Here is a 25,106-nt window from a genome sequence, read left to right on the forward strand (position 1 = left end):
GGAAGGAGCAGATCATAGGTGAGCCAGGCAACGCTTGTGTACTTGCACTCGGTAGCCCCCCTATCGTTACCGCGGGAATGCCTTGATGCATTTGCCACATGTGAGATCGACATCATTTCTGCAAAGGAATGGGAGCAGACAAAAGTGGAAATATCCGGCTGGCTTTTTACTGAAGGTCTGTCTCCTGTAGAGTGGCAAAGGTTTATGCGTGATATAACAAAGTATGTTGGGAATAATCGGTTAAACAATCAGCGCTATCTTGTGCTTCTAGCAGGAGATCATGTTTCTGATACGGCAGCGTATGAGTTTATAAAACGGCTACAGCCCTTACAGGATTCTGTTGAAATCATACGCTTACTCTGCTGGACGGAGCAAAAAAAGGCCATAATCGGTAGCGAGGCTTGCGAATGCTTTTCCGAAGATGCTTTTGCAGTACGTAATTGGCATGACCGTTTCCGAAGAGGGCTTGCCATGCATGGGTACATTTCGTTTTTATGCAGATATGAAGAAGCAGTTGAAATGGCTTGGGCACGTCAAATATTTTTGAATCAGAAAACGAGATTTTATCATAGGCTAGCCACTCGATGTGACGAGCTGGGGGCTAGAGCATATATTGTAGGGCAAGGTTTGGGCATGGACAGACGAATTGGACAAGGCTGGCTGTTTCCCAATGTTTATGACGAGGGGATTCTACAGCTAGAACAAGAATGGCTTGAGCGAGAGTGGCATGATCTGTTGCAGCAAGTAAGCATCAAGCGAGTCGCTATTTGGGGATTTTCCCCTAGCCTTCCTCTTGATATGCTTGCACAACGTGTCGACTTGGAAGTCTCATGTTACGTACGAGCGTATCAGCAAAAAACGAACAATCTACCTCGGGACTGGCGCTATTGCCATACTCCGCTGGAAGCAGCAAAACTGGCTGATGTTCTACTCATTGTAAGACATGATCAGGATATTCTCAGTATACGTTTAGACAACTTATACGAAAGTATGGCTAAGCCGTATATTTTAGACGTAGTGGATTGCTTTCCGTCAAATGAGGCAAAGCTTGAGAAAATATACTATCGAACACTTGGTCAAAAGCCGAACGTTTGGAATGGAACGGATTATAATGGGATATAATGGTTGATAAGCTTAGCGAAAAGGTAGGTGTCCCATATGGAAGACCACTCTCATCGCTGCATTATCTGCAACAGGGAACAAGCCGTTGGTATATCCATTTGTAACCAATTTATTTGTTATACATGTGAGCAAGAAATGGTCAAGACCGACGTACGTGATGAACGTTATCCCTTTTATATTAAACAGATGCGGCAAATCTGGTTTAAAAAGAATGCATAATAACATGTAAAAGAGGCATGTCAACGGGCGATGCCTCTTTTCTTATGGGCTTTTAGACTTTTGAACATGGTACAATAGGGGATACCGAAACAAAAGGACGTGAGAAAGATGATGCAAAATCAGGAAGATTTTTGGGAGAGACAGCGCAAAGCTCCGTTGTTTGATGCACTACAAAGGCATGTACGACAAAACCCCCATCCTTTTCATGTACCTGGGCATAAGATGGGGAGAAGCTTCGATAAGGAAGCAAGGTCTTTTTTTGAAAAATACCTGTCAATTGATTTAACAGAGATTACAGGCTTGGATGACTTGCATCAGCCGGAAGATATTATTGCTCAAGCTCAACAGTTGGCCGCAGAGGCATACGGAGCTGAAGAAACCAAATTTTTAGTCGGTGGAACAACAGTAGGGAATTTGGCTGCGATCATGTCGATTTGCCGACCTGGAGATAAAATTATTGTTCAGCGTAATTGTCATAAATCCGTTTATCATGGACTGATGCTTGCGAAAGCGGAGCCGATCTTTGTCGTTCCTGCTGTAGATGCAGAGACTGGTATTGCCGCAGGTGTACGGCGTGAGGATGTAGAGCGGCTTTTAATGGAGCACCCTGATTGCAAGGCTGTCTTTCTTACCAACCCGACCTATTATGGGATGGGCATTGATTTAGAAAAGATGGCTACAGTTGTTCATCGTTATCACATTCCATTAATCATTGACGAGGCGCATGGCGCGCACTATGGTTTCCATCCAGACCTGCCTGCCTCAGCTATGCAGAGTGGGGCCGATATTTCCATTCAGTCTACACATAAGATGGGAACTGCTTTTACAATGGGGTCAATGCTGCATGTTCAAGGAGAGCTTATTGATCGCAGCCGATTGTATCGTTATTTGGCGATGCTACAGTCCTCTAGCCCTTCATATCCGTTAATGGCGTCTCTTGATTTAGCCCGTCGACATATGGTGCTAGAGGGGCAACAAGAGCTACAGAAGGCGATTGGGCTTATCGAAAAAACGAAAGAACGCCTTAGCCAATTCGATTGGTTTTCAGTAGCCGGCTGGAAGAAGCAGACAGGGTATCAAACACTAGATCCGCTGCGAATTGTAATCAATTTACATTCCTCTTTGCTATCAGGCTTTGAATTGCAAACAAAGCTAGAAGAAGCTTATATTTATACAGAGTTAGCTGGATTGCATCATCTTTTGCTACTAGGGTCAACAGGTACGACAGAGCTGGATTGTAAAAAGTTACTTACGGTTATGGAGGAGCTGTCAAAGCAAGTGCGAGGAGAAGAACTGCGTGCTTTTGAAACAGGGTTAGTCTCCTCCTGCTTTTTACGTAAAGTAGCTATGAGTATGCATATAGCGGCAGAAGAGGAAGCAGAGTCTATATTATTAGAAGAAGCACAGGGACGTATCTGCGCCGAGATGGTGATTCCATATCCGCCAGGTATACCTATGATTGTTCCAGGTGAAGTCCTAGACGAGCAGGTAATTGCTCTTTTGCAGGAATTACAAAGAAAAGAGGCTCGTTTTCATGGTGTGAAGGATGCCACGGTAAAAACCATTCAAGTCATAAAAGGTAAACATTGTTAAACGAGAGGGTATGGTGAACACAGGCATGTTTATTTCATTAGAAGGTGGAGACGGTGCGGGAAAATCCACTGCAATTACACTTTTAGAAAAGAGAATAACAGAACAGGGGCTTCCGGTCTTAGTCACACGTGAACCAGGTGGGGTGGATATCGCTGAACAAATTCGTGAGGTAATATTGAATCGAGCAAATACAAAAATGGATGGGCGAACAGAGGCGCTATTATATGCAGCAGCAAGGCGCCAGCATCTTGTGGAAAAAGTAATACCTGCGTTGGAACAGGGGAAAATTGTACTTTGTGATCGATTCATTGATAGTAGTCTAGCTTATCAGGGTGTAGCGCGGGGTCTACCTACCGACGAAATATTTGCTATTAATCAATTTGCTATTGAGGATCGTATGCCCGATCTTACCTTTTATCTTGATGTATCCCCAGAAGTGGGACTAGCTAGGATTGAGGCTAATTCTACTCGAGAAAAAAATCGCCTTGATTTGGAAAAAGTATCATTTCATAATCGGGTGCGTGAAGGATATGAGCTATTGATTCATAAATTCCCGGAACGGATTGTTCGTATTAACGCTGACCAGCCAATAGAGCAGGTAGTCGATGAAATGCTTGCTATCGTCCAAGAAAAAATAAAAAAAGCATAGAGGGATAGCCTAAAAAAAGAGCAGACGCATGATTCGTGTTTTCCCCGTCGATACGGTGAAGGCAGCAATGATGAGATGCTCTTTTTTTTCAACAAAACTCTTTAGCAAGAAAAATATGTTTGAATGAAAAATAGGTCGTACATGCTGTATAATAGGAAAAAGCACTGAGGAAGATTTCCTTGTGCGAAAGCTAGAAAAATTACACCAAGTAGCTACTTTGACATAACAATAAGGTAAGCCCCTTAAAAAGAATGATAATACCAAATTTTATTTGATTTTTCCGATTAAGCAATGCCCTTTTCTAAAGGAAAGTGGTACCCTTCAATCGAATTATAGCCAGAGTAATTTATATGTTACTGGTAAGAGAGCTAAGCACTACAATTGCGAAGCAGAAAGGATGAAATCACTATGAAAATGGTCATCGCTGTTGTGCAGGATAAAGACAGTGGGCGTTTGTCACAAGCCCTTGTGAAAAAAGGATTCCGTGCTACAAAATTGGCCAGTACAGGAAGCTTTCTCCGCGCTGGGAATACAACGTTTCTTGTAGGGACCGATGATGGTCGTGTAACAGAGCTTATCACCATCATTGAGCAGAACTGCCAATCCCGCAAACAGATGGTGACTCCTGTGTCGCCGCTTGGAAGTGGAGTTGATTCATTTTTGTCATATCCGCTGGAAGTACAAGTGGGGGGCGCAGCCGTTTTTGTGATGGACGTAGAGCATTTCCATTCTTTTTAGTTTCGGGTAAAGGTGAGCGGGAGTGAGGACCTAGTGAAAATTGATAATGGCATCAGACCTACATTTGAAGTAAAAGGGATAGGTCAACGCAGGGATGTATCTGTGGAAAAGATGAACTTTCGAGATATGGTTAAAGGTGAAGGGCAGAGATTGAACGAGGAAAGACTTCAGCTACTGCTTACAGAAATAGATAAACACGGAGATATTTTGGCTCGCTCCCGCAATGTACGAGATTACTATTCGTATCGTAATCTTATCAAGCGATTTATGGAGGAAGCTGTTCGGTTTGGGATTACTCTCGATGAGCGTAAAGGAACCAATCGCCGAGGAAGAGGCCGCATTCATAAAATTATCAAAGAGATCGATGCCGAATTATTAGCATTGGCAGACGATCTATTGAGCGAGCAGGCTCCTCTGATAGATATGCTTGCTCGAATTGGTGAAATCAGAGGCATGCTAATCAATTTATATTTTTAGGTGACAATAAATGAGCTGGAGTAATGTAGCAAAAAAACAAGAGCGTGTGGCAGAAGTCTTAGCTAATAGTATGAAGTACGATCGTTTGGCTCATGCATACCTATTTACGGGACCAAAAGGAGTAGGCAAAATGGAAGTGGCTCAGCATGTGACTAAATCCATTTTTTGCTTAGATCAGCCCGGTGACGCTTGTGGGACATGCCTGAACTGCCAACGTATTCAATCAGGGAACCATCCCGATGTGTATCAAATCTCTCCAGATGGTGCATCTGTCAAAATAGAGCAAATTAGAGCCTTACAAAAAGAAATGAAGATGCGTGCTGTTGAATCGAAGAATAAGGTTTATATTCTAGAGCATGTAGATAAAATGACAACCCAAGCGGCAAATAGCTTGCTGAAATTTTTAGAAGAACCACCAGCGGGTGTGCTTGCTTTGTTGCTATCTGAAAACAGTCATGCCATTTTACCCACAATTTTATCCAGATGTCAGACAATAGTATTCAACCCTCTACCGGTTGAAATGATTGTGCAATCGCTTGTAAACGAAGGAATTACACGGGGCATTGCCCAGGTTGCTTCCCAAATTACAACAAATCTGGACGATGCACGGCTATTAAGCCAATCAGAATGGTTTGCACAGCTTAAAGCTATGGTGATACAATTGGGAAGGGATTTGAAACAACGTGATTCCCAAGCGCTGTTTACGATTCAAGATCAATTTCAACGTAACGATAGATTAAAAGAAGAACTTCCTCTCTTTCTGGATTTGCTCATCCTTTGGCTGCGAGATATCCTCTATATTCAAGTAGGGCGTAGGGCCAACATCATCAACATAGACCAACAGGATGCATTAGAAGAGCAGGCCTTGCAGTGGGCTCAAACCGAGATATTGCGAGGAATTGATGTAGCCATGGAGACAAGAAATCGGATAGAGCGTAATGCTAACCCACAGTTAGCGTTAGAGCGACTTGTTCTTCATATCCAGGAGGGATAAATTTTGTACGAGGTGGTCGGAATCCGCTTTAAAAAAGCGGGTAAGATATATTATTTTGATCCTGACGAAATGCAGATAGAAAAAGACAGTCACGTGATTGTTGAAACAGCACGTGGTGTTGAGTATGGCAAGGTTGTGATCGGGCAAAAGACAGTGGAAGATTCTGATGTAGTTCTTCCTTTAAAGAAGGTAATTCGAATTGCCGATGAATCGGATGCTAGTCAAGTCGATGAGAATCGCGCTGCTGCAAAAAATGCTTTTCAGGTGTGCCAAACCAAGATTAGAGAACATCAACTGGAAATGAAGCTGGTAGATGTTGAATATACATTCGACCGGAATAAAATTATTTTTTATTTTACAGCGGACGGCCGCGTTGATTTTCGTGAATTAGTAAAGGATTTAGCAGCGGTGTTTCGTACGCGCATTGAATTACGGCAGATTGGTGTTCGGGATGAAGCTAAGATGCTTGGCGGTATAGGGCCTTGTGGTCGTATGCTATGCTGTTCCACCTTTTTAGGTGATTTTGAACCGGTATCCATTAAAATGGCGAAAGATCAAAATCTCTCGCTTAATCCGGCTAAAATCTCCGGTTTATGTGGACGTCTCATGTGCTGTTTGAAGTATGAAAATGATAATTACGAAACAACGAAGGAAGAAATACCTGAACTAAGCTCATGGGTGAAAACACCAATGGGGGATGGCAGAGTTGTAAGCTTGAATATTTTAGGCAGAGTGGCTCAGGTTGATCTCCTAGAAGTAGGAAGAGTCATGGAGTTTACCTTTGATGAAATTGTAACAAGTCGACCAGAGATCGGATAGAGGACGGGTAGCGAGAGGTGATGAAGTTGGAGAAACAGGAAATCTTCGCTAAAATCGCGAGCATGGAAGAGAGAGTGGGCGAACTCTATCAGGAGATTGGCAGCCTAAAAGACGTGATCGTCAAACTTTTGGAAGAGAATGCTCAGCTTCTCATTGAAAATGAACACTTGCGTAACCGATTCCAGAAAAGAGCCGATCAGTCTACTTCCAAAAAGCAAAGTGCTGGCCAACAAAAAAGGGCAGCAGCCAGTCAAAAGATAGTAGGCAATCAAAAAATAGTGGGCGAAGGATATGATAATCTTGCGCGACTATATGCGGAAGGATTTCATATTTGCAACGTACACTATGGTAGTATAAGAAAAGAAGGCGATTGCCTGTTCTGCTTATCTTTTTTAAGCGGTGGACACAAGTGATACGAGAAAACAAAAGCGACCTGATGTCTTTTACACAGACGGGTCGCTTTTTACTGATAAAATGATAGGATAACTACCTTCTGATTGGTAAGAGAGGATACAATATGACAGAAAAACAGCAAGTCCCCTTGTATGATACAGAACGGATTGACGATTTGTTAACCTACGAATTAAAAATCATTCAAAGCCATGAAGTGTTTTGTTTTTCAATGGATGCAGTATTACTTGCTCGTTTTGCACAGGTGCCTAAGAGGGGAAAAGTATTAGATTTTTGCACAGGTAATGGAGTCATTCCTTTATTAATGAGCACAAGAACGCCATTTGCTGAATTTGAAGGTATTGAACTACAAGAACGATTGTTTCATATGGCAGAACGTAACGTGATCATGAATGGATTGCAAGAACGTATTACTATTCATCATGGCGACGTACGCAAGGCAGTGGAGAGATTTGGAGATAATAAATATGATCTCATCACTTGTAATCCACCTTATATGCCTTCGATCACAGGGGAAGTAAGTAAAAATGACCATCGTGCTATAGCTCGCCACGAGATTCATCTTACGTTAGATGATGTACTGCGGGTTGGAAGCAGACTGCTGAAGCAAGGCGGGAAGCTAGCATTAGTGCATCGTGCAACTCGTCTGATAGATATTGTTACAGGCATGAGGATGTATGGTATCGAGCCTAAGCGTATGCGGTTCGTGCATTCCCGCCAAGATAGTGAACCTAATATGGTACTTGTGGAAGGGATACGCGGAGGGAAACCAGAGCTTCGGATACAACCACCACTGATTGTGTATAAGCAAGGGGAAGAGTACTGCGATGAACTATATGAAATCTATTACGGAAAGCGAGATTCCCTCACATAAAAGTCACTATGTCTATATGTTACAATGTGCAGACGGGTCGTTGTATACGGGATACACAACAGAGATACAGCGTAGACTTAAGCAGCATAGGATTGGGAAAGGTGCCAAATATACAAGAGGGCGTTGTCCGATTGAGCTGGTGTATTGGGAAGAAGGAGCTGATCGTTCATGGGGACTTAAAAGGGAAGAACAAATTAAACGTCTTCAACGTTCAGCCAAGGAAAGCTTGATTTTATTCGGCAATGCATCGGTTCAATCTACTTTGATGAAATAACCATTTAGGAGTTACGATAGATGAATATACAAAAGAGTTTTGCTCAAATGACAAGCACAGGTATCCTATACCTAGTGGCAACACCTATCGGAAATTTGGATGATATTACAGTCCGTTCCTTGCAGACATTGCGTGAGGTGGACGTGATTGCTTGTGAGGATACACGCCAAACCAGAAAGCTCCTTACTCATTTTCAGATAGAGAAACGTACACTTAGCTATCATGAACACAATAAAGCATCTAGTGGACCGGAATTAATTAACTGGTTGTTGGATGGAAAAAACATTGCTCTAGTCAGTGATGCAGGCTTGCCCGCCATTTCTGATCCAGGAGCCGATCTGGTACGAGAAGCAATTGATGCTGGCTGTACGGTCGTTCCCATCCCTGGTGCTAACGCGGCATTAACAGGTTTGATTGCCTCTGGATTACCGACAGAAAAATTTGTGTTCTGCGGTTTTTTACCGCGTGATAAAAAGCAACGTAAGGTAGAGCTGGATCGTTTAGCCCATTATCCAGAAACGTTATTATTCTATGAAGCACCTCATCGCATTACGAAAACACTAGCGGCTATGCAAGAGGTATTAGGTGATCGTGAGACGGTGCTGGCGAGAGAGCTGACCAAAAGATACGAGGAATTCGCCAGAGGCACGATGTCTGAGCTGATAGGCTGGCTAGAGCAAACAGAGATTCGAGGAGAGTTTTGCATAATTGTTTCTGGCTATAATGGTCAGCCTATAACGGAAGAAGATACAGAGGCTTGGTGGAGCCACTTTGGTCTAAAAGAACATGTAGAACATTATATCGAACAGGGAATGTCTGTTAAGGAAGCGTGTAAAAGAACGGCTGAGGATCGAAAGCTGACACGTAGAGAAGTATATAATGAATACCACCAAGACTAATTGAGAAGAATGACAGCAAATATTAAAAAAGGCTACTGCTCATTATCAAGAGCAATAGCCTTTTATTATTATTTCTGTTGGGAACTCTCGTCAAGCAAAGATGCCATCTCTTGAATACAAGCTTTGCTGATCATTTTTCCTTTGTAATATACCAAGTCTTCAGCGTTTCCTGTGAAGATACAAGCTGGTTCATATTTTTTAAGGATGATGCGTTCTCCGTCAACAAAGATTTCTAGAGCATCTTTTTCTGCAATTCCAAGTGTACGACGAAGTTCAATTGGAATAACAACACGTCCTAATTCATCTACTTTTCTTACAATACCAGTTGATTTCATACCCTTCAAGCTCCTCTCAAACTCTTAAAAAAAGTGGGTGGATCCTGTATCGATGAATACCGAATATTTATCTATTAATCGTCAATATTCGACAATTTATTATAGCTTATGATACCAGTGATTACCAAAGGTGTCAATGGCATTTTTACAATTATTACAATTTATACGAATAAAACGTGATAATCACGAAATATCAGTAATAATTATATGAAATTAGGGGCTAAAAACCCCTTTATATATGAATCTGTCAGAAATCTTTTTTCATAAAAGATGGAAAATGTCATACGACAAATTAACCTAATAATGGATATTAATATAGAAAAATGTCGAATTATATGTCGAGATTCGACATTTTTTTGGCGAAAAAGAAACCTAACGTAAATCCCTTGACATTACGTTTATGAACAGATAATTTAGTATACAATAGAAGTATCATTTTAATAGTAAACGTTGACGGGAAGAGTACACTTTCAAAAGCTTATGTAGAGAGCTGGGGTAGGTGAAAGCCAGTTAAGTGAAGGAAGTGGAAGATGGTCCTTGAGTTTCGTTCATGAACGGTCATTGTAATGATGGCGGATAAGGAGCGACGTATTCCTGCGTTATAGGAGAGTAGCTGTTGACTACTTACCGAGTCCGTTTCTGTGAAGGAACGGAGCATTTGGGTGGTACCGCGAGTACAAGACTCGTCCCAATTAGGGGAGGAGTCTTTTTTTTATGTGTAAAAACATATTAGGAGGGTGTATGACATGACAAAAAAGCCAACATTTTATATTACAACGCCTATTTACTATCCAAGTAATAAGCTACATATCGGGAATGCTTACACAACTATTGCTGCAGATGCGATGGCCCGTTACAAAAGATTGCGCGGCTACGATGTATATTATCTGACGGGTACAGACGAGCACGGTCAAAAATTACAGGAACGAGCTGCCGCAGAAGGCCTAGCTCCTTTGCAGTTTATTGATCCTGTAGTTGATTGGATTAAGGACCTATGGCAGAAACTAGACATTTCTTTTGATGATTTTATCCGTACGACAGAGGAACGACATAAAATGATCGTTCAAAAGATTTTTAAACGCTTAGTCAATCAAGGTGACATTTATCTTGGTGAATATGAAGGCTACTACTGTGTGCCAGATGAAGCATTTTGGACTGAAACTCAGGCAAAAACCGATAAAGGCTACTTCTGCCCAGATTGCGGACGCCCTGTTGAGAAGGTAAAGGAAAAGAACTATTTCTTCCGTATGTCCAAATATCAAGACAAACTCCTTGCTCATATTGAGGCAAATCCTGATTTTATCCAGCCTGAATCTCGCCGCAATGAGATGGTAAACAACTTTTTAAAGCCTGGTTTACAGGATTTGAGTGTGTCTCGTAGCACATTTGATTGGGGCGTAAAGGTGCCAACAGATCCAGAACATGTGATTTATGTATGGATTGATGCGCTTGCAAACTATATTACAGCGCTTGGTTACTTATCCGATAACGATGAAAAGTATCAGCGCTACTGGCCTGCTAATGTTCATTTAGTAGGAAAGGATATACTCCGTTTCCATACGATTTATTGGCCAATCATCCTGATGGCGTTGGATCTTCCATTGCCGGAACAAATTTTTGGTCATGGCTGGTTATTAATGCCGGATGGCAAGATGTCCAAATCAAAAGGAAATGTTATCGATCCTAAATTCTTAATTGAGCGCTATAGCTCTGATGGTGTTCGTTACTTCCTGCTCCGCGAGATCGCCTTTGGTCAGGATGGAGTGTTTACACCAGAAAGCTTTATCCAACGCTTAAATTACGACCTGGCAAACGATCTAGGTAACTTGGTAAGTCGTACGATTGCCATGATTGAAAAATATTTCGATGGCATTATTCCAAGTCCAAGTCAATCAGGGGAATTTGATGATCAATTAATTAAGCAGGCGCTTGAAACGAAAAAGATTGTAGAAGAGCATTTAGACGAAATGCGCTTTAGTAATGCACTAAGCCACCTGTGGGATCTAGTTAGCCGCACGAATAAATACATTGATGAAACACAGCCGTGGGCTTTGGCTAAATCAGAAGAAAATAAAGAGCGTCTAGCTACTGTTATGTATAATTTAGCGGAAAGTATTCGCATTACTTCTATTATGTTGCAACCATTTATGACCAAGACTCCAGCTAAAATTTGGGCGCAGCTAGGTATTGCAGAACAAGCGGCTATCTTGACTTGGGAGCAAGCTGGTGAATGGGGAAGATTGCCGGTTGGAATCAAGGTAAATCGCGGCGGAGAATTGTTATTCCCACGCCTTGACGTTGAACAGGAGCTAGCTTTTATTGATGCAAGCACAGCAGAAGCTCGCAAGCAAGCAGAAGAGAATAAAAAGAAACAGGATGCATTGAAAGGGGAAGGCAAAGTGAACGAAGAGAAAAAAGAAGCAGTTGAAGCAAAAGAAAAGACTTCCGAATCAAAAGATTTGATCGGCATTGATGATTTTGCAAAAGTTGAATTACGTGTAGCAGAGGTAAAAGAATGCGCTGCGCATCCAAATGCAGATAAGCTACTAGTTTTACAAGTTGATTTGGGTGATGAACAACGCCAAATCGTCTCAGGTATTGCGAAATATTACAAGCCAGAGGAATTGGTTGGTAAAAAGGTTATCGTAGTAACAAACCTGAAGCCTGTAAAATTACGTGGAGAAATGTCTCAGGGTATGATTTTAGCAGCTTCTCATGGTGACCAATTGACTGTTTCTACGGTTGATGCCAGCATGCCAAATGGTTCTGTTGTAAAATAACACTAGCACAAGCTAATAAATAAGAGGAATTGTTGTTTAAAAGCAGTGCGGAAGCCTTGTGTGGCGTTCGCGCTGCTTGCCTTTTTTGATTATGATCTTAACGGCAGATGATCTCAACACAGGTTATGAAATAAAGGAGGGAAATCTATGCTGTTTGATACACATGCACATTTGAATGCGGAACAATTTGATGAGGATCGCGATGAGGTAATTGCTCGTGCGAAGGAGAATGGAGTAAGTACGATCGTAAACGTTGGCTTTAACCGCGAGACAATCCCTACAACAATGGAGCTGGCTGAGAAGTACGATTTTATTTACGCGGTTGTTGGCTGGCATCCACAAGATGCTATTACTATGAAGGAACAAGACCTGGAATGGTTAGAAGAATTGAGTAAACATCCTAAGGTTGTTGGGCTGGGAGAAATGGGGCTGGACTATTATTGGGATACGTCACCACGTGATGTACAAGCAGAGGTATTCCGTAAACAGATTCGTCTGGCTCGAAAATTACAAATGCCGATTATTATTCATGATCGTGATGCACATCAGGATATTATCGAGATTCTGCGAGAAGAAAAAGCAGGGGAAGTAGGCGGTATTATGCATTGCTTCTCTGGTAGCTATGAGTTGGCTAAAATGGCCCTGGATATGAATTTTTATATCTCGTTTGGCGGCCCTCTCACTTTTAAAAATGCGAAACGTCCAAAAGAAGTGGCAGCAAAGATCCCGCTTGAGCGTATTTTGATTGAAACAGACTGTCCATATTTAACACCTCATCCATTTAGAGGTAAGCGAAATGAGTCAGCGTATGTCAAATTTGTTGCTGAAGAGATGGCTCAAATCCATGGACTGCCTTATGAGGAATTGGCAAAGATTACAGCTAATAATGCGCGCCGTTTGTTTAACATTAGAGAAACTGTATTATAATGAAGAAACGCGTAAGCCTGATCGATTTCAACTGGAAATTGATCAGGTTTTTTTATGGGAAGTTGTCGTTTGGACATTAAAAAGTAGCTTTCTAGTAAGTACTTTATATAGAATGTTTGGAAAAAGCTTTCAAGAAAATTCTTTTATTTTTGTAAAAAAAAGCGATAAAAATTCACTAGATTAGTGGAAGTGAATTTTTAATATATTTAAAACTAATGATAGGAATTTTATCTGTGTATTTTCCATTATTGGTAAACAAAATGTAGTGAAATCAAATATAAGCAGATACATAAAATGCATATTTTATTAAAATTTTAAAAAATATCACTATATATAAACTTTTAATGGGTTTTTATTTTTTTGTTACAAGATTGTCACATGATCTCTGGGCGATGAGTAAAAATTATATATGCGTTCTATCAATCTGCATATTGACATAACATGTTTTCGTAGGTTCCCTTTCTTTCGTTTTTAAAAGCGAAATTAGTGTCCTGTCGAACGAAAAAGAGGAATCGACAGAATTGCTCGACAGAAAACTGCTTTCATTCTCCGTGGCTTATTTGGTAAGGTAAAAGACATGTTGAGAAACACAGAAATAGCTGGATTTTCCGTAAAAAAATCAGCCGCACAATCTGGAGAGGAAAAGGGGGAGAATTTGACAAAAGAAAAAAAGTGATATAATATCCTTCTCAGGCTTAAAAAAGGAGTGTGGGGAATGGAATTAGGTAAAATCTGGGTACCGCACAATCGATTGCTCCTCTCGATTTTAGGAGCTGCAACCTTTGTGTTGTTATCAGTGGGTATCTACTTCTTTAACCTATCTACCCAGCCAAAGCAAGTAACGCTAGTCATTGATGGGGTATCCCAGGACATCACGACTACGGCAAAAACGGTTGAACAATTATTACAAGAAAAACAAGTTCAAATTACTGATAAAGATAGTATTAAACCAGGCTTGGACACATCTGTTGAAAAAGCCATGACCGTTGATTTGCAAACGAGCTGGGCAATACCTGTCCAAATTGCCGGACAGAAGACAGTGGTTCATACAATAAAACGTACAGTAGCCGGTGCATTGGCGGATGCAGGTGTCAAAGTAAGCAAGAAGGATAAAATAAATCCGTCTGTAGATTCAAAGCTGACGAAAGATACGGAAATTTCTGTCATTAGGGTAGAAGAAAAAGCAGTTCAGGTTAATAAAGATATCGCTTTTCGAGAAATACGCCAAAAAGACACTTCCCTCAACAATGGCGAAGTGCGTGAACTAAAAAAAGGTCAAGCTGGGAAAGCTATTTTGCACTATAGTGTGGTCTTTGAGAATGGTAAAGAGGTATCCCGCAAATTGGTCAAAACCGACGTGGTAACAGAAAAACAAGACCGCGTTTTGGCAGTGGGTACGAAGAAACAAGAAGTTATGGCGGCTTCCCTACCTTCGCGTGGTGGAAAAGATATTCGCGCAAAACGCGTCTTGAATAATGTAACTCTTACAGCCTATGCTCCGAACGCTGGCGGCGGATACGGAAGAACAGCAATGGGTGTAAAAGCTACAGTCGGAAAAACAGTGGCAGTTGATCCCAAATTGGTTCCATTAGGCTGGTGGGTCTACATTGAGGGCATCGGTTATCGTCGTGCGGAGGATACCGGTGGGGCCATCAAAGGGCACAAGATGGATGTATATTTGGGCAGCGAATCTGAGGCAATGAGATTCGGTCGTAAAAAAGGATACAAGGTACATGTAATCGGCCCGAAGTTGCCGTAACATCTACTTTAGAAAAAGGCAGGAGTTTCTCCTGTCTTTTGTTTTGGGCATAAATGTGGTAAGCTGTTTGAATCTCTATACTTCTTATACGCAAGTAAGCTTGCTTTCGTTTCCTATTTTGGGACAAATAAAAAAAGTTTTTTTGCAAGCAAGTACACAAGAACGAAGGATGGATTAACGGATGAAGATCAAAGAGGTTATCGTGGTGGAAGGACGAGACGATACGGCCGCAATTAAGCGGGCAGTCGATGCTGATACCATCGAGACAGGTGGTTCCGCAATCAACGAGGTAACCCTTCGAAAAATAAAGATGGCACAACAGAAACGCGGTGTGATTGTGTTTACCGATCCAGATTATCCGGGTGAGCGCATTAGAAAAATTGTCAGCCAATCTGTGCCCGGATGCAAGCATGCTTTTATTAAAAAAGAGGATGCTAGAAAAAAGGGAAGTAATCTTGGTGTGGAGCATGCAACACCGGAAGCCATTAGACAGGCTCTGGCTGATGTAAAGACCGAGTTCCTAGAGGGGCAAGGGGAAATTACCTTGGAGCACCTCGTGCAAGCTGGAATGGTAGCTGGAATGGATACCAAGCATCGTCGCACCCGATTAGGAGAGATATTGGGTATCGGTTACTCTAACGCTAAACAATTAGGTAAAAGGTTAAACATGTTTCAAATCAGTAAGGCGGAGTTTGATGCTGCTGTGGACCAGATTGATTCAGAACAAGGGGGAAGCTAATAGATGACGGCTGGATATAAAGATATCGCAACTCCAACCAGAACGCGGGAGATCATTGAGAAGTACGGCTTTTCCCTCAAAAAAAGCCTGGGACAAAACTTTTTAACCGATATTAACATTTTGCATAACATCATAGATGCTGCAGAGCTTTCTAAGGATAAAGCTGTTATTGAGATAGGGCCGGGCATTGGAGCGTTGACTGAGCAGCTTTGTCGGGCAGCAGGCAAAGTAATGGCGATTGAGATCGACCAACGTCTCCTGCCAATTTTAGAGGATACACTTTCTCCTTACGACAATATCACAGTGGTACATGGAGATGTATTGAAGCTGGACGTAGCTGCTCTTATAGCAGAACACCTATCTGGGTGTAGCGGAGTCAGTGTAGTAGCTAACCTGCCTTATTACGTAACGACACCAATTCTCATGGGGTTGTTAGAATCTGGTATCGAGCTTGATCATATTGTTGTCATGATCCAAAAGGAAGTGGCAGAGCGCATTGCTGCTAAACCTGGTACGAAGGATTATGGCTCGCTGAGTGTAGCAGCTCAATTCTATGCGGAGACGAGCATAGAGATGATTGTGCCAGCCAGCGTATTTATTCCAAGGCCTAATGTTGATTCAGCGGTCATTAAGCTGTCTATTCGCAAACAACCAATCGTAGAGGTAGCAGATGAAAAGCTCTTCTTCCGTGTTGTAAAGGCTTCCTTTGCTCAAAGACGCAAAACTTTACTGAATAACTTAGTTACCAACTACTTCGGTAAAGAAAAGAAGGAGCAGGCCCTGCAAGCGCTAGAAGAAGCCGATATTTTACCGAGCAGACGTGGAGAGACGCTTTCTATTCAGGAATTTGCGACATTAGCCAATACCATTCATCGCCTACAGATAAAATAAGTGTATGCCCTATCCCTCACGAAAAGGATAGGGCATTTTTATGTAAGGGGAGATATTTTTCGATGAGAATTGACAAAAATGTCCTAAAAAATTCATTGACAAAAAGCTCCTTTGGTTGATATAATTTTTCGTTTGTTTGACAAACTAAGTATAGGCTGTTATACTTGTACATAAGCGAGGTGGATAATTGGAATGGCTAGGAACGCGTTAGTTGATATTAAACGCAGTTTGGACGGACACATTGGAGAACGTATCATGCTCAAGGCCAATGGCGGTCGTCGTAAGACCGTCGAAAGGACTGGCATCCTAGAAGAGACATACCCCTCAGTATTTGTAGTTAAGCTTGATGACGACCAGTTATTTGAACGAGTTTCTTACAGCTATGCTGATATTTTGACGGAAACCGTAGAACTAATGGTATGTCGAGACGATACACATATAAAGATTACCTTTATTCAACAGTAGAGCCTATGTTCTACTGTTTTGTTTTACCCTTTACTGATCATACTAACCTTGTCAGTAAGTAAGGGAGGCTGAAGCACGATGAGTCGAAGAAGAGGCATCATGTCCGAGGAGTTCAAATATGAATTGGCCAAGGAACTGGGCTTTTACGACACCGTCAAAAGCGAAGGCTGGGGTGGTATCACAACCCGCGATGCTGGTAACATGGTGAAACGAGCAATTCAGATTGCCGAGGAAGCATTAGCTAGACAATCGATGAAATAACTTACTGACAACCAAAAGCCGCGGGGAATCCCCCCGGCTTTTTTGTTTCTTATTGACTTTCCCTCTCGCAAGTGGCAAGCTTATTTCTGCCTGTGATAAAATCAGAAGAAGAGATTAGGATAAGCTGAGGTGAACACGGTGCGAGTTTCAATCAAAGCTCCCGCAAAAATAAATCTTACACTGGACGTACTCTCCAAGCGACCAGATGGTTATCATGAAGTTGAAATGGTTATGACTACGGTTGACTTGGCTGATCGCGTTGACCTGACATTGTTGGAGTCAAGAGATATCCTAATCGATTGTTCCGCAAGCTTTGTTCCAAATGATATGCGAAATCATGCATACAAGGCTGCCAAGCTATTACAAGAGCGTTATTCGGTCAATAAAGGAGTTCATATCTATATAGATAAACAAATTCCTGTTGCCGCAGGTTTAGCAGGAGGAAGCAGTGATGCAGCTGCAACGCTAAGAGGCTTGAATCGTTTGTGGAATTTGAGGCTAAGTCTGGATGAATTGGCTTTGATTGGGGAGGAGATCGGTTCTGATGTGCCCTTCTGTGTGTACGGAGGTACAGCCCTGGCTAAAGGCCGAGGAGAAAAACTCAGACACATGATCAGTCCCACCCCCTGCTGGGTGATATTGGCCAAACCACCGATCGGAGTTTCCACAGCAGATGTATATGGAAATTTGCGGGTCGATCAAATTAAGAAGCATCCAAAGACAGAAGAGATGCTACAAGCTATAAGCGAGCAGGATTTTTCTTTAATGGCAAGATCTTTGGGGAATGTCTTGGAAGAGGTTACACTTAATCGTTATCCTCAAGTCCGCCAAATTAAAGAGCTTATGCTAGAATCAGGGGCAGATGGTGTACTGATGTCAGGAAGTGGTCCCACTGTATTTGCTTTGGTACAAAAAGAAGCTAAAGTGCATCGGATCTATAATGCATTACGTGGTTTTGTCAAAGATGTGTATGCAGTCCGAATGTTAGGCGAATCAGAGATGGAAATACTTGATTAAACACGTACATTAATGTTACATTATGGTAATAATATACGGCTTTTTGTTTGGAGGAAGAATTGATGAGAAAATTGCGCAGAAGCGCGAGGTTAGTGGATATGACGCAGCATTTGTTAGCTCATCCACACACATTGATTCCCCTGACATATTTCTCAGAAGAATATGGTTCTGCCAAGTCCTCTATCAGTGAAGACTTGTCCATTATCAAAGAAGCATTTGAGTCTCAGGGAATCGGTGACCTACGCACAGTAGCAGGTGCGGCTGGAGGAGTTAAATACATCCCGCGAACCACTCATGAACATGCCGCAGCGTTTATGGAAACATTGATTATGGAATTGGCTAAACCTGAGCGTTTGCTGCCAGGCGGATATTTGTATATGTCTGATATTCTTGGCGATCCCAAAACCTTAAATCATATTGGGAAGCTACTTGCCTCAGCTTTTCGTCAAAGCGATGTAGACGTGGTAATGACGGTAGAGGCGAAGGGTATTCCACTTGCTTATGCGACCGCAAGCTTTTTGAATGTTCCTGTGGTGGTGGTAAGAAGAAACAATATGGTAACAGAAGGCTCAGTAGTAAGTATCAATTACGTATCTGGCTCCAGTAAACGTATTCAGACGATGTCGCTTGCCAGACGAGCACTCCCAGAGGAGTCTCGTGTCCTCATAGTGGATGATTTCATGAAAGCAGGTGGAACCATTCAGGGTATGATGGACTTATTGCAGGAGTTTAAAGCTACGGTTGTGGGCTGTGGTGTGTTTGTAGAAACAGCAGATGATGCAGATCGTTTAATTGAAGATTATATTTCACTTGCAAAGCTTCAAGAAGTAGATGTCAAAGAAAAACAAATAATGATTGAATTAGGTAGTTATTTTTCCAATAAAGAAGAATAATAACACTAGATAAATGGGTCCTGATAGCGTAGCTATGCATGGGACCCTTTTCTATATCAAAATAAAGAAAAGGCAGATAAAAATATTTTTTACAATTTTTCGGAAAACAAAGCAGGAATATTTAACCATCACGTTGAAAATATAGGCTATCCGACATAGATAAAGGGAGTGAACATGATGGAAGTAACTGATGTAAGACTTCGCCGTGTTAATACGGACGGCAGAATGAAAGCGATTGCCTCAATTACCATTGACCACGAGTTTGTGGTTCATGATATCCGCGTAATTGATGGGAACAACGGAATGTTTGTGGCTATGCCTAGCAAACGCACTCCTGATGGTGAATTCCGAGATATTGCCCACCCAATTTCTTCAACAACTCGCGAAAAAATTCAGGCAGCAGTTCTATCTGAATATGAGCGTGTCGGAGTTGAAGAAGAAGCGCAAATTGAAGCGGGAGCATGATGAAGAAGAACTGGCATTCGCCCTGTATTCGGTGAATGCCTAGGCATTTTACAAACGTCATAATTCTGAAATTAATGAAAAATGAAATAAAAGGGCGCCTGTTTTTTAGGTGCTTTTTTATTTTTTTTTCGGCATAAATGGTTGATTTATGAAGTGCGGTAGCATTTTTCGAGAGCTTCTATAATATTGTCCTTATCAATTCCTTCTCCAATGAAAACGGCTACCATTTTTGGCCCGAAATTGCTAAAGGGAAATAAATGTACCTGTGTTTGAGTTTGCTGGAAAGAAATCAGATCGTCTTGTCCAATAAATTGCACGTATCCTTTTGCCCGGTAGATGGTTTTGGGAAGATCATACAAAAAATCTTCAAAGGCTTCAGCGTCAACGGGTCCCTTGAAATGATATGAAAAAGTATCAATCGAGTGAAAAAGGGAAGGCTGGTTTGTTTTAAGTCCTAGTGTTTGCTTTAATTTATCTAATGGAGAAAATCGGCCGATCGTTTTTTGTACAGGGATAGAGGGTGTGTTTGACATCTCTTTGCTTTGAGCCAATCGTTTTACCTGTAGCAACTTCTCTAGATCCATCTCTGTCCGTATCGTTACATGCATAGAAGCATGAGAGTTTGTTTCCTGAAGCTTTGCTTTTACTTTTGTTAAGATGTCTTCATCCACTAAATCAACTTTGTTTATGATTAAAAGATCTGCATATTTTACCTGATTGCGAATGGTCTTAATCAACGCCCCGCCAGCTTGAAAGAAAGAAGTCAGCTCTAAATACCTCGAAGCATCTATGACGCTAATAATTCCTTTTAGATTCATTCTGTCGTAAAGCTCGGGATGCGTCATGGCATCGACTACTTCAATGGGGTCAGCTACACCTGTTGTTTCAATGATGAGATGCTCCGGTTTTATATTTTGCATGATTTCCTTTACATTTTCTGTCAGCTCTCCACGAATGGAGCAACAAATGCAACCATTGAGCATTTTTTTTACGGGAAAACCAAATCCCTCCACTTGCTCCCCATCTACATCCTCTTCTCCCATTTCGTTCATCATAACAACGACATTACTGCTTTGATCACGCAGATAAGCCAGGAGCTGTTGGAGCAGAGTCGTTTTTCCACTTCCTAGATAACCTGTCAATATATATACATCTGTACTCATTTCATCCTCCTTGTTTTTTGAATAAAATAGAGTATGTTATTTAAATAGTAGTTGTTTTATTAAGTGTTATCAAACAGGAAAAGTTTCATCATGTCTTGAAATGAACACCTATTTTAAGATATAGTCATGATGGAACTTCAGTATGTTGGAGGGTTAACATGTCTATTATACATGCGGTAATTCTTGCTGCTGGTCAGGGAACACGTATGAAATCCAAATTATATAAAGTACTGCATCCTGTATGCGGCAAGCCAATGGTTCAGCATGTTGTGGATACTTTGGCTTCCATGCAAGTAAACGATGTAGTTGTAGTAGTAGGACACGGAGCTGATAAAGTTCGTGAAACGCTACAAGACCGTGTTCAATACGCCATGCAAGCAGAACAATTGGGAACAGCTCATGCAGCTTTGCAAGCCAAAGATATCTTACTAGATCAAGAGGGAACGACTCTGCTTTTATATGGGGACGTGCCATTGCTCTCAAAGGAAACGCTTACCAAGCTATTGGCTTATCATGAAGAGCAGAACGCGGCTGCTACCGTTTTAACCGCTTTAATGGCCGATCCAACCGGATATGGTCGCATTGTTCGAAATGAACGAAATGAAGTGTTACGCATCGTTGAGCACAAGGATGCAACAGACGAGGAACGTAATATTGCAGAAATTAACACAGGTATTTATTGCTTTGATAATCGGAAGCTTTGGGAAACATTATCCCAAGTGAAGAATGATAATGCTCAGAATGAATACTATATCACCGATTGTGTGGGTATTCTACGAGAAGCGGGCGAGAAAGTATTGGCTTATGCTGCCGAAGACCCAGATGAAACAATGGGGGTTAACGATCGCGTTCAGCTTTCTGAGGCAGAAGCTTATATGCGTAAACGCATTGCTGTTGAACACATGAAAAACGGTGTTACTATCATTGATCCAGCTTCTACCTATATTGAAGCAGATGTAGTGATTGGCGCCGACACAATAATTGAACCGAATTCCTATTTGCGAGGAAAAACGGTTATTGGCACAGACTGCAAAATTGGCCCACAAACTGAATTAACCAATATGCAAGTGGCGGATGGCGTAAGCATTTCTTATTCCGTACTAGTGGACAGCCAAGTGGATGAACAGGCTACAGTTGGTCCGTTTGCTTATGTACGACCACAAACACATATTGGCTCAAATGTAAAAATTGGAGATTTTGTGGAGCTGAAAAATGCTAAAATTGGTGCAGGAAGTAAAGTTCCTCATCTCAGCTACCTAGGAGATGCTGAGATTGGTCAGGGTGTTAATGTTGGATGCGGAACAATCTCCGTGAATTATGATGGGGCGAAAAAGCATAAGACGGTAGTAGGCGATCGATCCTTCATCGGATGCAACTCTAACTTAGTTGCTCCTGTGACGGTAGGTCATGATGCTTACGTTGCTGCTGGCTCGACCATTAATCAAGATGTACCAGATGGAGCGTTTGCCATTGCGCGCGAACGCCAAACCAATAAACTGGACTACGCGGTAAAACTACCACGTAAACAAAGCGAATAAGAATAACGGGAGGCTTTTAACAAGATGGCTAATTATCGTGACCCGAAGCTGAAGGTTTTCACTTGCAGTGCCAATCCTAAATTGGCTCAGGAGATTGCTGAACATATCGGCTTAAACGTGGGCAACATGGAGACAGCAAGATTCAGTGACGGTGAGTGCCAAATCAAGCTAAATGAGAGTGTGCGTGGATCAGACGTATTCATTATCCAACCTACTTGCGCACCAGTTAACGAACACCTAATGGAGTTACTGGTTGTGGTCGACGCTCTAAAACGTGCTTCTGCCAAAAGCATTAATGTTGTGATTCCGTATTATGGATATGCAAGACAAGATCGCAAAGCGCGTTCTCGTGATCCTATCACAGCGAAATTAGTTGCAAATCTTATCGAAACAGCAGGGGCACAGCGTGTGATTACAATGGACTTACACGCGACACAAATCCAAGGCTTCTTTGATATCCCTGTAGATCATCTGTTGGGAGTTCCAATCTTGGCTAAATATTTCCAAGAGAAAAACCTCTCAGACGTTGTTGTTGTATCACCAGACCACGGAGGAGTTACACGTGCTCGTAAGCTGGCTGAACGATTAGAAGCACCAATTGCCATCATTGATAAACGCCGTCCTGAACCAAACGTAGCTGAGGTTATGAATATTGTTGGTAACATTGAAGGTAAAACAGCTATCATCATTGACGATATCATTGACACAGCCGGAACGATTACTTTAGCTGCTAATGCATTGGTAGATGCAGGGGCTCGTGAAGTGTACGCTTGTTGCACACATCCTGTTCTCTCTGGTCCTGCCATAGAGCGTATCCAAAACTCTAAGATTAAGGAATTGATTGTTACAAATACGCTTCCTTTAGATTCGAACAAATTAATTGATAAGGTGAAGGTATTATCTGTGGCTCCATTAATTGGAGAAGCGATTATCCGTGTTCACGAAGAATTGTCAATTAGTAAATTGTTCGATTAAAATTACAGTATAGTTGATAATCATTACCTCCTCTGGACAAGCTAGAACTGTCTTAGATCTACTTGGTCAGAGGAGGTTTTTATATTGGTAGCAATTAAAGCAGAGGTACGTACAGCTCAAGATAAAACAACAGCTAAAGCGATTCGTCGTGAGGGTTGGGTTCCTGCGGTGTTATACGGAACGGATGTAGGAAATAAGGAAGTCAAGATACTTGCGCTTGAGCTGGATCAAGCCTTACGTGCGCAAACCACCAACGTTCCTTTTACGCTACAGGTAGATGGAAATGTATATGACGTGATGGTGTATGAGCTTCAGAGACATCCAGTTCAAGGTAGGATTTTGCACGCTGACTTTAAACAGATAGACATGAAGGAAAAAATTCATACGTCTGTGCCTATTACGATGACGGGAGATCCTGAATTGGGAGCTGCTACATTGGTTCGTCACAGTGTAGAAATCTCCTGCTTACCTACTGATATCCCGGCAACACTCACTGTAGATACAGATGGGCTACATATAGGAGATGTTGTACTTGTTAAAGATTTGCAAATACCTCCAAACGTAGACGTGCATCTTGACGAGCTGGAAGTAGTCATTAGCGTACTTCCGCCAAAAGCAAAATCGGATGAATCTATTGAAGCTCAGCAAAGCGCTATGGAAGTTGCAGAACAAGCAAAAGCTCCTGTAGCCGAAGCGGAAAAAGTATAACCAGTGACCTCCCAATTCCTTTGGGAGGCTCTTTTATGTATGGACATGCCGTTTTTTGACGGAAGAAGTCGACTTCCCTTGCTTTTTAAAAGGCTTACATTCATGTACAATGGAATTAAGTAGGTTATTTTGCTTGGAGGTAATTTCATTGAAAGTCATCATTGGGTTAGGGAACCCTGGTAAACAATATGAGGATACCAGACATAATGTAGGGTTTCTTGCAATAGATACATTAAGTAAAGAATTACAAATTCCGTTAAGCACGATGAAATTTCGTGGAATTATAGGAGAGGGAAATGTACAAGGCGAGAAGGTTTTATTAGTAAAACCACAAACCTACATGAACCTATCTGGAGAAACGGTAGGGCAAATCGTTTCTTTTTATAAACTGACAGCAAAGGATATCGTTGTCATCTATGATGATCTTGACTTACCGGTAGGCAAGCTGAGACTGCGGGAAAAGGGCAGTGCAGGAGGCCATAACGGGATTAAATCCATCATTGCTCATTTAGGCACACAAGATTTTAGTCGCATCAAAATTGGTATTGATCGTCCAGAACCGGGCAAAAGTGTGAGTGACTATGTACTGCACTCATTTTCAAAAAGCGAGTGGCCGCATATCCAAGATGCAATTCAATCAGCAGCAAAAGCCAGTGAAGATTGGATCAAAGGTGATAGCTTCCTGACAGTTATGAATCGTTATAATCCAACACGTGGCTAGCAGTACAGTATCGAATAGCTATAATATGCCCATACTAAGTGGAAGAAAGTACTATATTTTCACTTAGGGGGTAATCATATGAGTTACCGCTATGTATGTCGGTGTTGTGGCATGAAGGTGGGGGAAATTCAGCAATCGAATGTCTCCGAATGGCAGCTAGGCTTTCAATTCTTGACCCAACAGGAGCGCCAACATATAATATCCAAGGATGAGATAGGGAATACAGTTGTTCGCGTTGTTTGTGACTATTGTAAAGAGGCCCTTGATCAAAATCCTGATTTGTCGGTTGTAGGTAATCCGTTGCAATAGCAAGCCATTTTTACCTTTCAAAATGACAAGGCATGAAAAGTAAGGTAGCCTAGTTTTTTAGAAGCTAAGGCTACCTGTGGATTTTTATCGA

General features: G+C 41.7%; 29 protein-coding genes and 1 other annotated feature. Of the genes, 27 read left to right on the forward strand and 2 right to left on the reverse strand.

Annotated features, from left to right (window positions below):
• Positions 1-18: 18 nt before the first annotated feature.
• From BRLA_RS00250 to rsmI, 12 genes are all read left to right on the forward strand, one after another.
• Complete coding sequence (locus BRLA_RS00250) at positions 19-1,122, forward strand: hypothetical protein (protein ID WP_003333933.1); 1,104 nt, start codon at positions 19-21, stop codon at positions 1,120-1,122.
• A gap of 36 nt (positions 1,123-1,158) precedes the next feature.
• Positions 1,159-1,341, forward strand: coding sequence for a sigma factor G inhibitor Gin (locus BRLA_RS22915; protein WP_003343399.1), 183 nt, complete (start codon positions 1,159-1,161; stop codon positions 1,339-1,341).
• 108 nt (positions 1,342-1,449) lie between these two features.
• Complete coding sequence (locus BRLA_RS00255; protein ID WP_003333932.1) at positions 1,450-2,934, forward strand: aminotransferase class I/II-fold pyridoxal phosphate-dependent enzyme; 1,485 nt, start codon at positions 1,450-1,452, stop codon at positions 2,932-2,934.
• 25 nt (positions 2,935-2,959) lie between these two features.
• The gene (tmk, locus tag BRLA_RS00260) at positions 2,960-3,583 is read left to right on the forward strand and encodes a dTMP kinase (protein ID WP_187349316.1); all 624 of its coding nucleotides are present in this window, start codon (positions 2,960-2,962) and stop codon (positions 3,581-3,583) included.
• Positions 3,584-3,991: 408 nt separating this feature from the next.
• Positions 3,992-4,321, forward strand: a complete 330-nt coding sequence (locus BRLA_RS00265; RefSeq protein WP_003333929.1) for a cyclic-di-AMP receptor — start codon at positions 3,992-3,994, stop codon at positions 4,319-4,321.
• A gap of 33 nt (positions 4,322-4,354) precedes the next feature.
• Entirely contained in the window at positions 4,355-4,798 is a 444-nt protein-coding gene (locus BRLA_RS00270; protein WP_022586612.1) for a YaaR family protein, read from the forward strand.
• Between the two features lie 10 nt (positions 4,799-4,808).
• The gene (gene holB / locus BRLA_RS00275; RefSeq protein WP_003333927.1) at positions 4,809-5,792 is read left to right on the forward strand and encodes a DNA polymerase III subunit delta'; all 984 of its coding nucleotides are present in this window, start codon (positions 4,809-4,811) and stop codon (positions 5,790-5,792) included.
• A 3-nt stretch (positions 5,793-5,795) separates the two neighbouring features.
• Entirely contained in the window at positions 5,796-6,611 is an 816-nt protein-coding gene (locus tag BRLA_RS00280; protein ID WP_003333926.1) for a PSP1 domain-containing protein, read from the forward strand.
• A gap of 26 nt (positions 6,612-6,637) precedes the next feature.
• Positions 6,638-7,024, forward strand: a complete 387-nt coding sequence (gene yabA / locus BRLA_RS00285) for a DNA replication initiation control protein YabA (protein WP_041751879.1) — start codon at positions 6,638-6,640, stop codon at positions 7,022-7,024.
• A 104-nt stretch (positions 7,025-7,128) separates the two neighbouring features.
• Positions 7,129-7,896, forward strand: coding sequence for a tRNA1(Val) (adenine(37)-N6)-methyltransferase (locus BRLA_RS00290; RefSeq protein ID WP_003333923.1), 768 nt, complete (start codon positions 7,129-7,131; stop codon positions 7,894-7,896).
• Positions 7,850-8,170, forward strand: a complete 321-nt coding sequence (locus BRLA_RS00295) for a GIY-YIG nuclease family protein (RefSeq protein ID WP_003343412.1) — start codon at positions 7,850-7,852, stop codon at positions 8,168-8,170. The genes BRLA_RS00290 and BRLA_RS00295 overlap by 47 nt, the downstream gene beginning before the upstream one ends.
• 20 nt (positions 8,171-8,190) lie before the next feature.
• Entirely contained in the window at positions 8,191-9,069 is an 879-nt protein-coding gene (rsmI, locus tag BRLA_RS00300) for a 16S rRNA (cytidine(1402)-2'-O)-methyltransferase (RefSeq protein WP_003333921.1), read from the forward strand.
• A gap of 68 nt (positions 9,070-9,137) precedes the next feature.
• On the opposite strand, the gene BRLA_RS00305 is transcribed toward rsmI, so the two are convergent.
• Positions 9,138-9,404, reverse strand: a complete 267-nt coding sequence (locus BRLA_RS00305; RefSeq protein ID WP_003333920.1) for an AbrB/MazE/SpoVT family DNA-binding domain-containing protein — start codon at positions 9,402-9,404, stop codon at positions 9,138-9,140.
• Between the two features lie 441 nt (positions 9,405-9,845).
• Positions 9,846-10,098: a binding site (T-box leader), on the forward strand.
• 52 nt (positions 10,099-10,150) lie between these two features.
• Between BRLA_RS00305 and metG the strand changes: the two genes are divergently transcribed.
• The 10 genes from metG to spoVG all read left to right on the forward strand — a co-directional run bounded on the left by metG (position 10,151) and on the right by spoVG (position 19,601).
• Positions 10,151-12,184 carry a methionine--tRNA ligase gene (gene metG, locus BRLA_RS00310; RefSeq protein WP_003333919.1) on the forward strand — a complete coding sequence of 678 codons (2,034 nt, stop codon included), beginning with the start codon at positions 10,151-10,153 and terminating at the stop codon, positions 12,182-12,184.
• Positions 12,185-12,331: 147 nt separating this feature from the next.
• On the forward strand, positions 12,332-13,111 hold the full coding sequence (locus BRLA_RS00315) for a TatD family hydrolase (RefSeq protein WP_003333918.1): 780 nt from the start codon (positions 12,332-12,334) through the stop codon (positions 13,109-13,111).
• Between the two features lie 715 nt (positions 13,112-13,826).
• Positions 13,827-14,870 carry a resuscitation-promoting factor gene (locus BRLA_RS00325; RefSeq protein ID WP_003333917.1) on the forward strand — a complete coding sequence of 348 codons (1,044 nt, stop codon included), beginning with the start codon at positions 13,827-13,829 and terminating at the stop codon, positions 14,868-14,870.
• A 181-nt stretch (positions 14,871-15,051) separates the two neighbouring features.
• A complete protein-coding gene (gene rnmV / locus BRLA_RS00330; protein ID WP_003333915.1) occupies positions 15,052-15,609 on the forward strand; it encodes a ribonuclease M5 in 558 nt (185 codons plus the stop codon).
• Positions 15,610-15,612: 3 nt separating this feature from the next.
• Positions 15,613-16,500 carry a 16S rRNA (adenine(1518)-N(6)/adenine(1519)-N(6))-dimethyltransferase RsmA gene (rsmA, locus tag BRLA_RS00335; protein ID WP_003333914.1) on the forward strand — a complete coding sequence of 296 codons (888 nt, stop codon included), beginning with the start codon at positions 15,613-15,615 and terminating at the stop codon, positions 16,498-16,500.
• A gap of 192 nt (positions 16,501-16,692) precedes the next feature.
• A complete protein-coding gene (gene veg / locus BRLA_RS00340) occupies positions 16,693-16,965 on the forward strand; it encodes a biofilm formation stimulator Veg (protein WP_003333913.1) in 273 nt (90 codons plus the stop codon).
• A gap of 78 nt (positions 16,966-17,043) precedes the next feature.
• Positions 17,044-17,226 (forward strand): small, acid-soluble spore protein, alpha/beta type, encoded by a 183-nt coding sequence (locus tag BRLA_RS00345; protein ID WP_035318803.1) that lies wholly within the window; start codon positions 17,044-17,046, stop codon positions 17,224-17,226.
• Positions 17,227-17,364: 138 nt separating this feature from the next.
• Positions 17,365-18,243: a 4-(cytidine 5'-diphospho)-2-C-methyl-D-erythritol kinase gene (gene ispE, locus BRLA_RS00350; protein WP_003333911.1), complete on the forward strand. Its 879-nt coding sequence runs from the start codon at positions 17,365-17,367 to the stop codon at positions 18,241-18,243.
• A gap of 62 nt (positions 18,244-18,305) precedes the next feature.
• A complete protein-coding gene (gene purR / locus BRLA_RS00355; protein ID WP_003333910.1) occupies positions 18,306-19,136 on the forward strand; it encodes a pur operon repressor in 831 nt (276 codons plus the stop codon).
• 177 nt (positions 19,137-19,313) lie between these two features.
• On the forward strand, positions 19,314-19,601 hold the full coding sequence (spoVG, locus tag BRLA_RS00360; protein ID WP_003343428.1) for a septation regulator SpoVG: 288 nt from the start codon (positions 19,314-19,316) through the stop codon (positions 19,599-19,601).
• Positions 19,602-19,747: 146 nt separating this feature from the next.
• On the opposite strand, the gene BRLA_RS00365 is transcribed toward spoVG, so the two are convergent.
• Entirely contained in the window at positions 19,748-20,764 is a 1,017-nt protein-coding gene (locus BRLA_RS00365) for a CobW family GTP-binding protein (protein ID WP_003333908.1), read from the reverse strand.
• Positions 20,765-20,922: 158 nt separating this feature from the next.
• On the opposite strand from BRLA_RS00365, the gene glmU reads away from it, so the two are divergent.
• The 5 genes from glmU to BRLA_RS00390 all read left to right on the forward strand — a co-directional run bounded on the left by glmU (position 20,923) and on the right by BRLA_RS00390 (position 25,015).
• Positions 20,923-22,302, forward strand: coding sequence for a bifunctional UDP-N-acetylglucosamine diphosphorylase/glucosamine-1-phosphate N-acetyltransferase GlmU (gene glmU / locus BRLA_RS00370; RefSeq protein WP_003333907.1), 1,380 nt, complete (start codon positions 20,923-20,925; stop codon positions 22,300-22,302).
• 24 nt (positions 22,303-22,326) lie between these two features.
• The gene (locus tag BRLA_RS00375; protein ID WP_003333906.1) at positions 22,327-23,277 is read left to right on the forward strand and encodes a ribose-phosphate diphosphokinase; all 951 of its coding nucleotides are present in this window, start codon (positions 22,327-22,329) and stop codon (positions 23,275-23,277) included.
• An 84-nt stretch (positions 23,278-23,361) separates the two neighbouring features.
• Complete coding sequence (locus tag BRLA_RS00380; RefSeq protein ID WP_003333905.1) at positions 23,362-23,985, forward strand: 50S ribosomal protein L25; 624 nt, start codon at positions 23,362-23,364, stop codon at positions 23,983-23,985.
• Between the two features lie 148 nt (positions 23,986-24,133).
• Complete coding sequence (gene pth, locus BRLA_RS00385; RefSeq protein ID WP_003333903.1) at positions 24,134-24,706, forward strand: aminoacyl-tRNA hydrolase; 573 nt, start codon at positions 24,134-24,136, stop codon at positions 24,704-24,706.
• A gap of 78 nt (positions 24,707-24,784) precedes the next feature.
• A complete protein-coding gene (locus BRLA_RS00390) occupies positions 24,785-25,015 on the forward strand; it encodes an anti-sigma-F factor Fin family protein (RefSeq protein ID WP_022586599.1) in 231 nt (76 codons plus the stop codon).
• Positions 25,016-25,106: the final 91 nt, after the last annotated feature.

It is taken from the genome of Brevibacillus laterosporus LMG 15441, from assembly GCF_000219535.2.
Taxonomy (GTDB): domain Bacteria; phylum Bacillota; class Bacilli; order Brevibacillales; family Brevibacillaceae; genus Brevibacillus_B; species Brevibacillus_B halotolerans.

What these genes read in the sequence shown, in the direction of transcription:
- BRLA_RS22915 (WP_003343399.1), top strand. Translation starts at nt 1,159, where the DNA reads ATGGAAGACCACTCTCATCGCTGCATTATCTGCAACAGGGAACAAGCC.
- BRLA_RS00255 (WP_003333932.1), top strand. Translation starts at nt 1,450, where the DNA reads ATGATGCAAAATCAGGAAGATTTTTGGGAGAGACAGCGCAAAGCTCCG.
- tmk (WP_187349316.1), top strand. Translation starts at nt 2,960, where the DNA reads ATGTTTATTTCATTAGAAGGTGGAGACGGTGCGGGAAAATCCACTGCA.
- BRLA_RS00265 (WP_003333929.1), top strand. Translation starts at nt 3,992, where the DNA reads ATGAAAATGGTCATCGCTGTTGTGCAGGATAAAGACAGTGGGCGTTTG.
- holB (WP_003333927.1), top strand. Translation starts at nt 4,809, where the DNA reads ATGAGCTGGAGTAATGTAGCAAAAAAACAAGAGCGTGTGGCAGAAGTC.
- BRLA_RS00290 (WP_003333923.1), top strand. Translation starts at nt 7,129, where the DNA reads ATGACAGAAAAACAGCAAGTCCCCTTGTATGATACAGAACGGATTGAC.
- BRLA_RS00295 (WP_003343412.1), top strand. Translation starts at nt 7,850, where the DNA reads ATGAACTATATGAAATCTATTACGGAAAGCGAGATTCCCTCACATAAA.
- rsmI (WP_003333921.1), top strand. Translation starts at nt 8,191, where the DNA reads ATGAATATACAAAAGAGTTTTGCTCAAATGACAAGCACAGGTATCCTA.
- BRLA_RS00305 (WP_003333920.1), bottom strand. Translation starts at nt 9,404, where the DNA reads ATGAAATCAACTGGTATTGTAAGAAAAGTAGATGAATTAGGACGTGTT.
- metG (WP_003333919.1), top strand. Translation starts at nt 10,151, where the DNA reads ATGACAAAAAAGCCAACATTTTATATTACAACGCCTATTTACTATCCA.
- BRLA_RS00315 (WP_003333918.1), top strand. Translation starts at nt 12,332, where the DNA reads ATGCTGTTTGATACACATGCACATTTGAATGCGGAACAATTTGATGAG.
- BRLA_RS00325 (WP_003333917.1), top strand. Translation starts at nt 13,827, where the DNA reads ATGGAATTAGGTAAAATCTGGGTACCGCACAATCGATTGCTCCTCTCG.
- rnmV (WP_003333915.1), top strand. Translation starts at nt 15,052, where the DNA reads ATGAAGATCAAAGAGGTTATCGTGGTGGAAGGACGAGACGATACGGCC.
- rsmA (WP_003333914.1), top strand. Translation starts at nt 15,613, where the DNA reads ATGACGGCTGGATATAAAGATATCGCAACTCCAACCAGAACGCGGGAG.
- veg (WP_003333913.1), top strand. Translation starts at nt 16,693, where the DNA reads ATGGCTAGGAACGCGTTAGTTGATATTAAACGCAGTTTGGACGGACAC.
- BRLA_RS00345 (WP_035318803.1), top strand. Translation starts at nt 17,044, where the DNA reads ATGAGTCGAAGAAGAGGCATCATGTCCGAGGAGTTCAAATATGAATTG.
- purR (WP_003333910.1), top strand. Translation starts at nt 18,306, where the DNA reads ATGAGAAAATTGCGCAGAAGCGCGAGGTTAGTGGATATGACGCAGCAT.
- spoVG (WP_003343428.1), top strand. Translation starts at nt 19,314, where the DNA reads ATGGAAGTAACTGATGTAAGACTTCGCCGTGTTAATACGGACGGCAGA.
- BRLA_RS00365 (WP_003333908.1), bottom strand. Translation starts at nt 20,764, where the DNA reads ATGAGTACAGATGTATATATATTGACAGGTTATCTAGGAAGTGGAAAA.
- glmU (WP_003333907.1), top strand. Translation starts at nt 20,923, where the DNA reads ATGTCTATTATACATGCGGTAATTCTTGCTGCTGGTCAGGGAACACGT.
- BRLA_RS00375 (WP_003333906.1), top strand. Translation starts at nt 22,327, where the DNA reads ATGGCTAATTATCGTGACCCGAAGCTGAAGGTTTTCACTTGCAGTGCC.
- BRLA_RS00390 (WP_022586599.1), top strand. Translation starts at nt 24,785, where the DNA reads ATGAGTTACCGCTATGTATGTCGGTGTTGTGGCATGAAGGTGGGGGAA.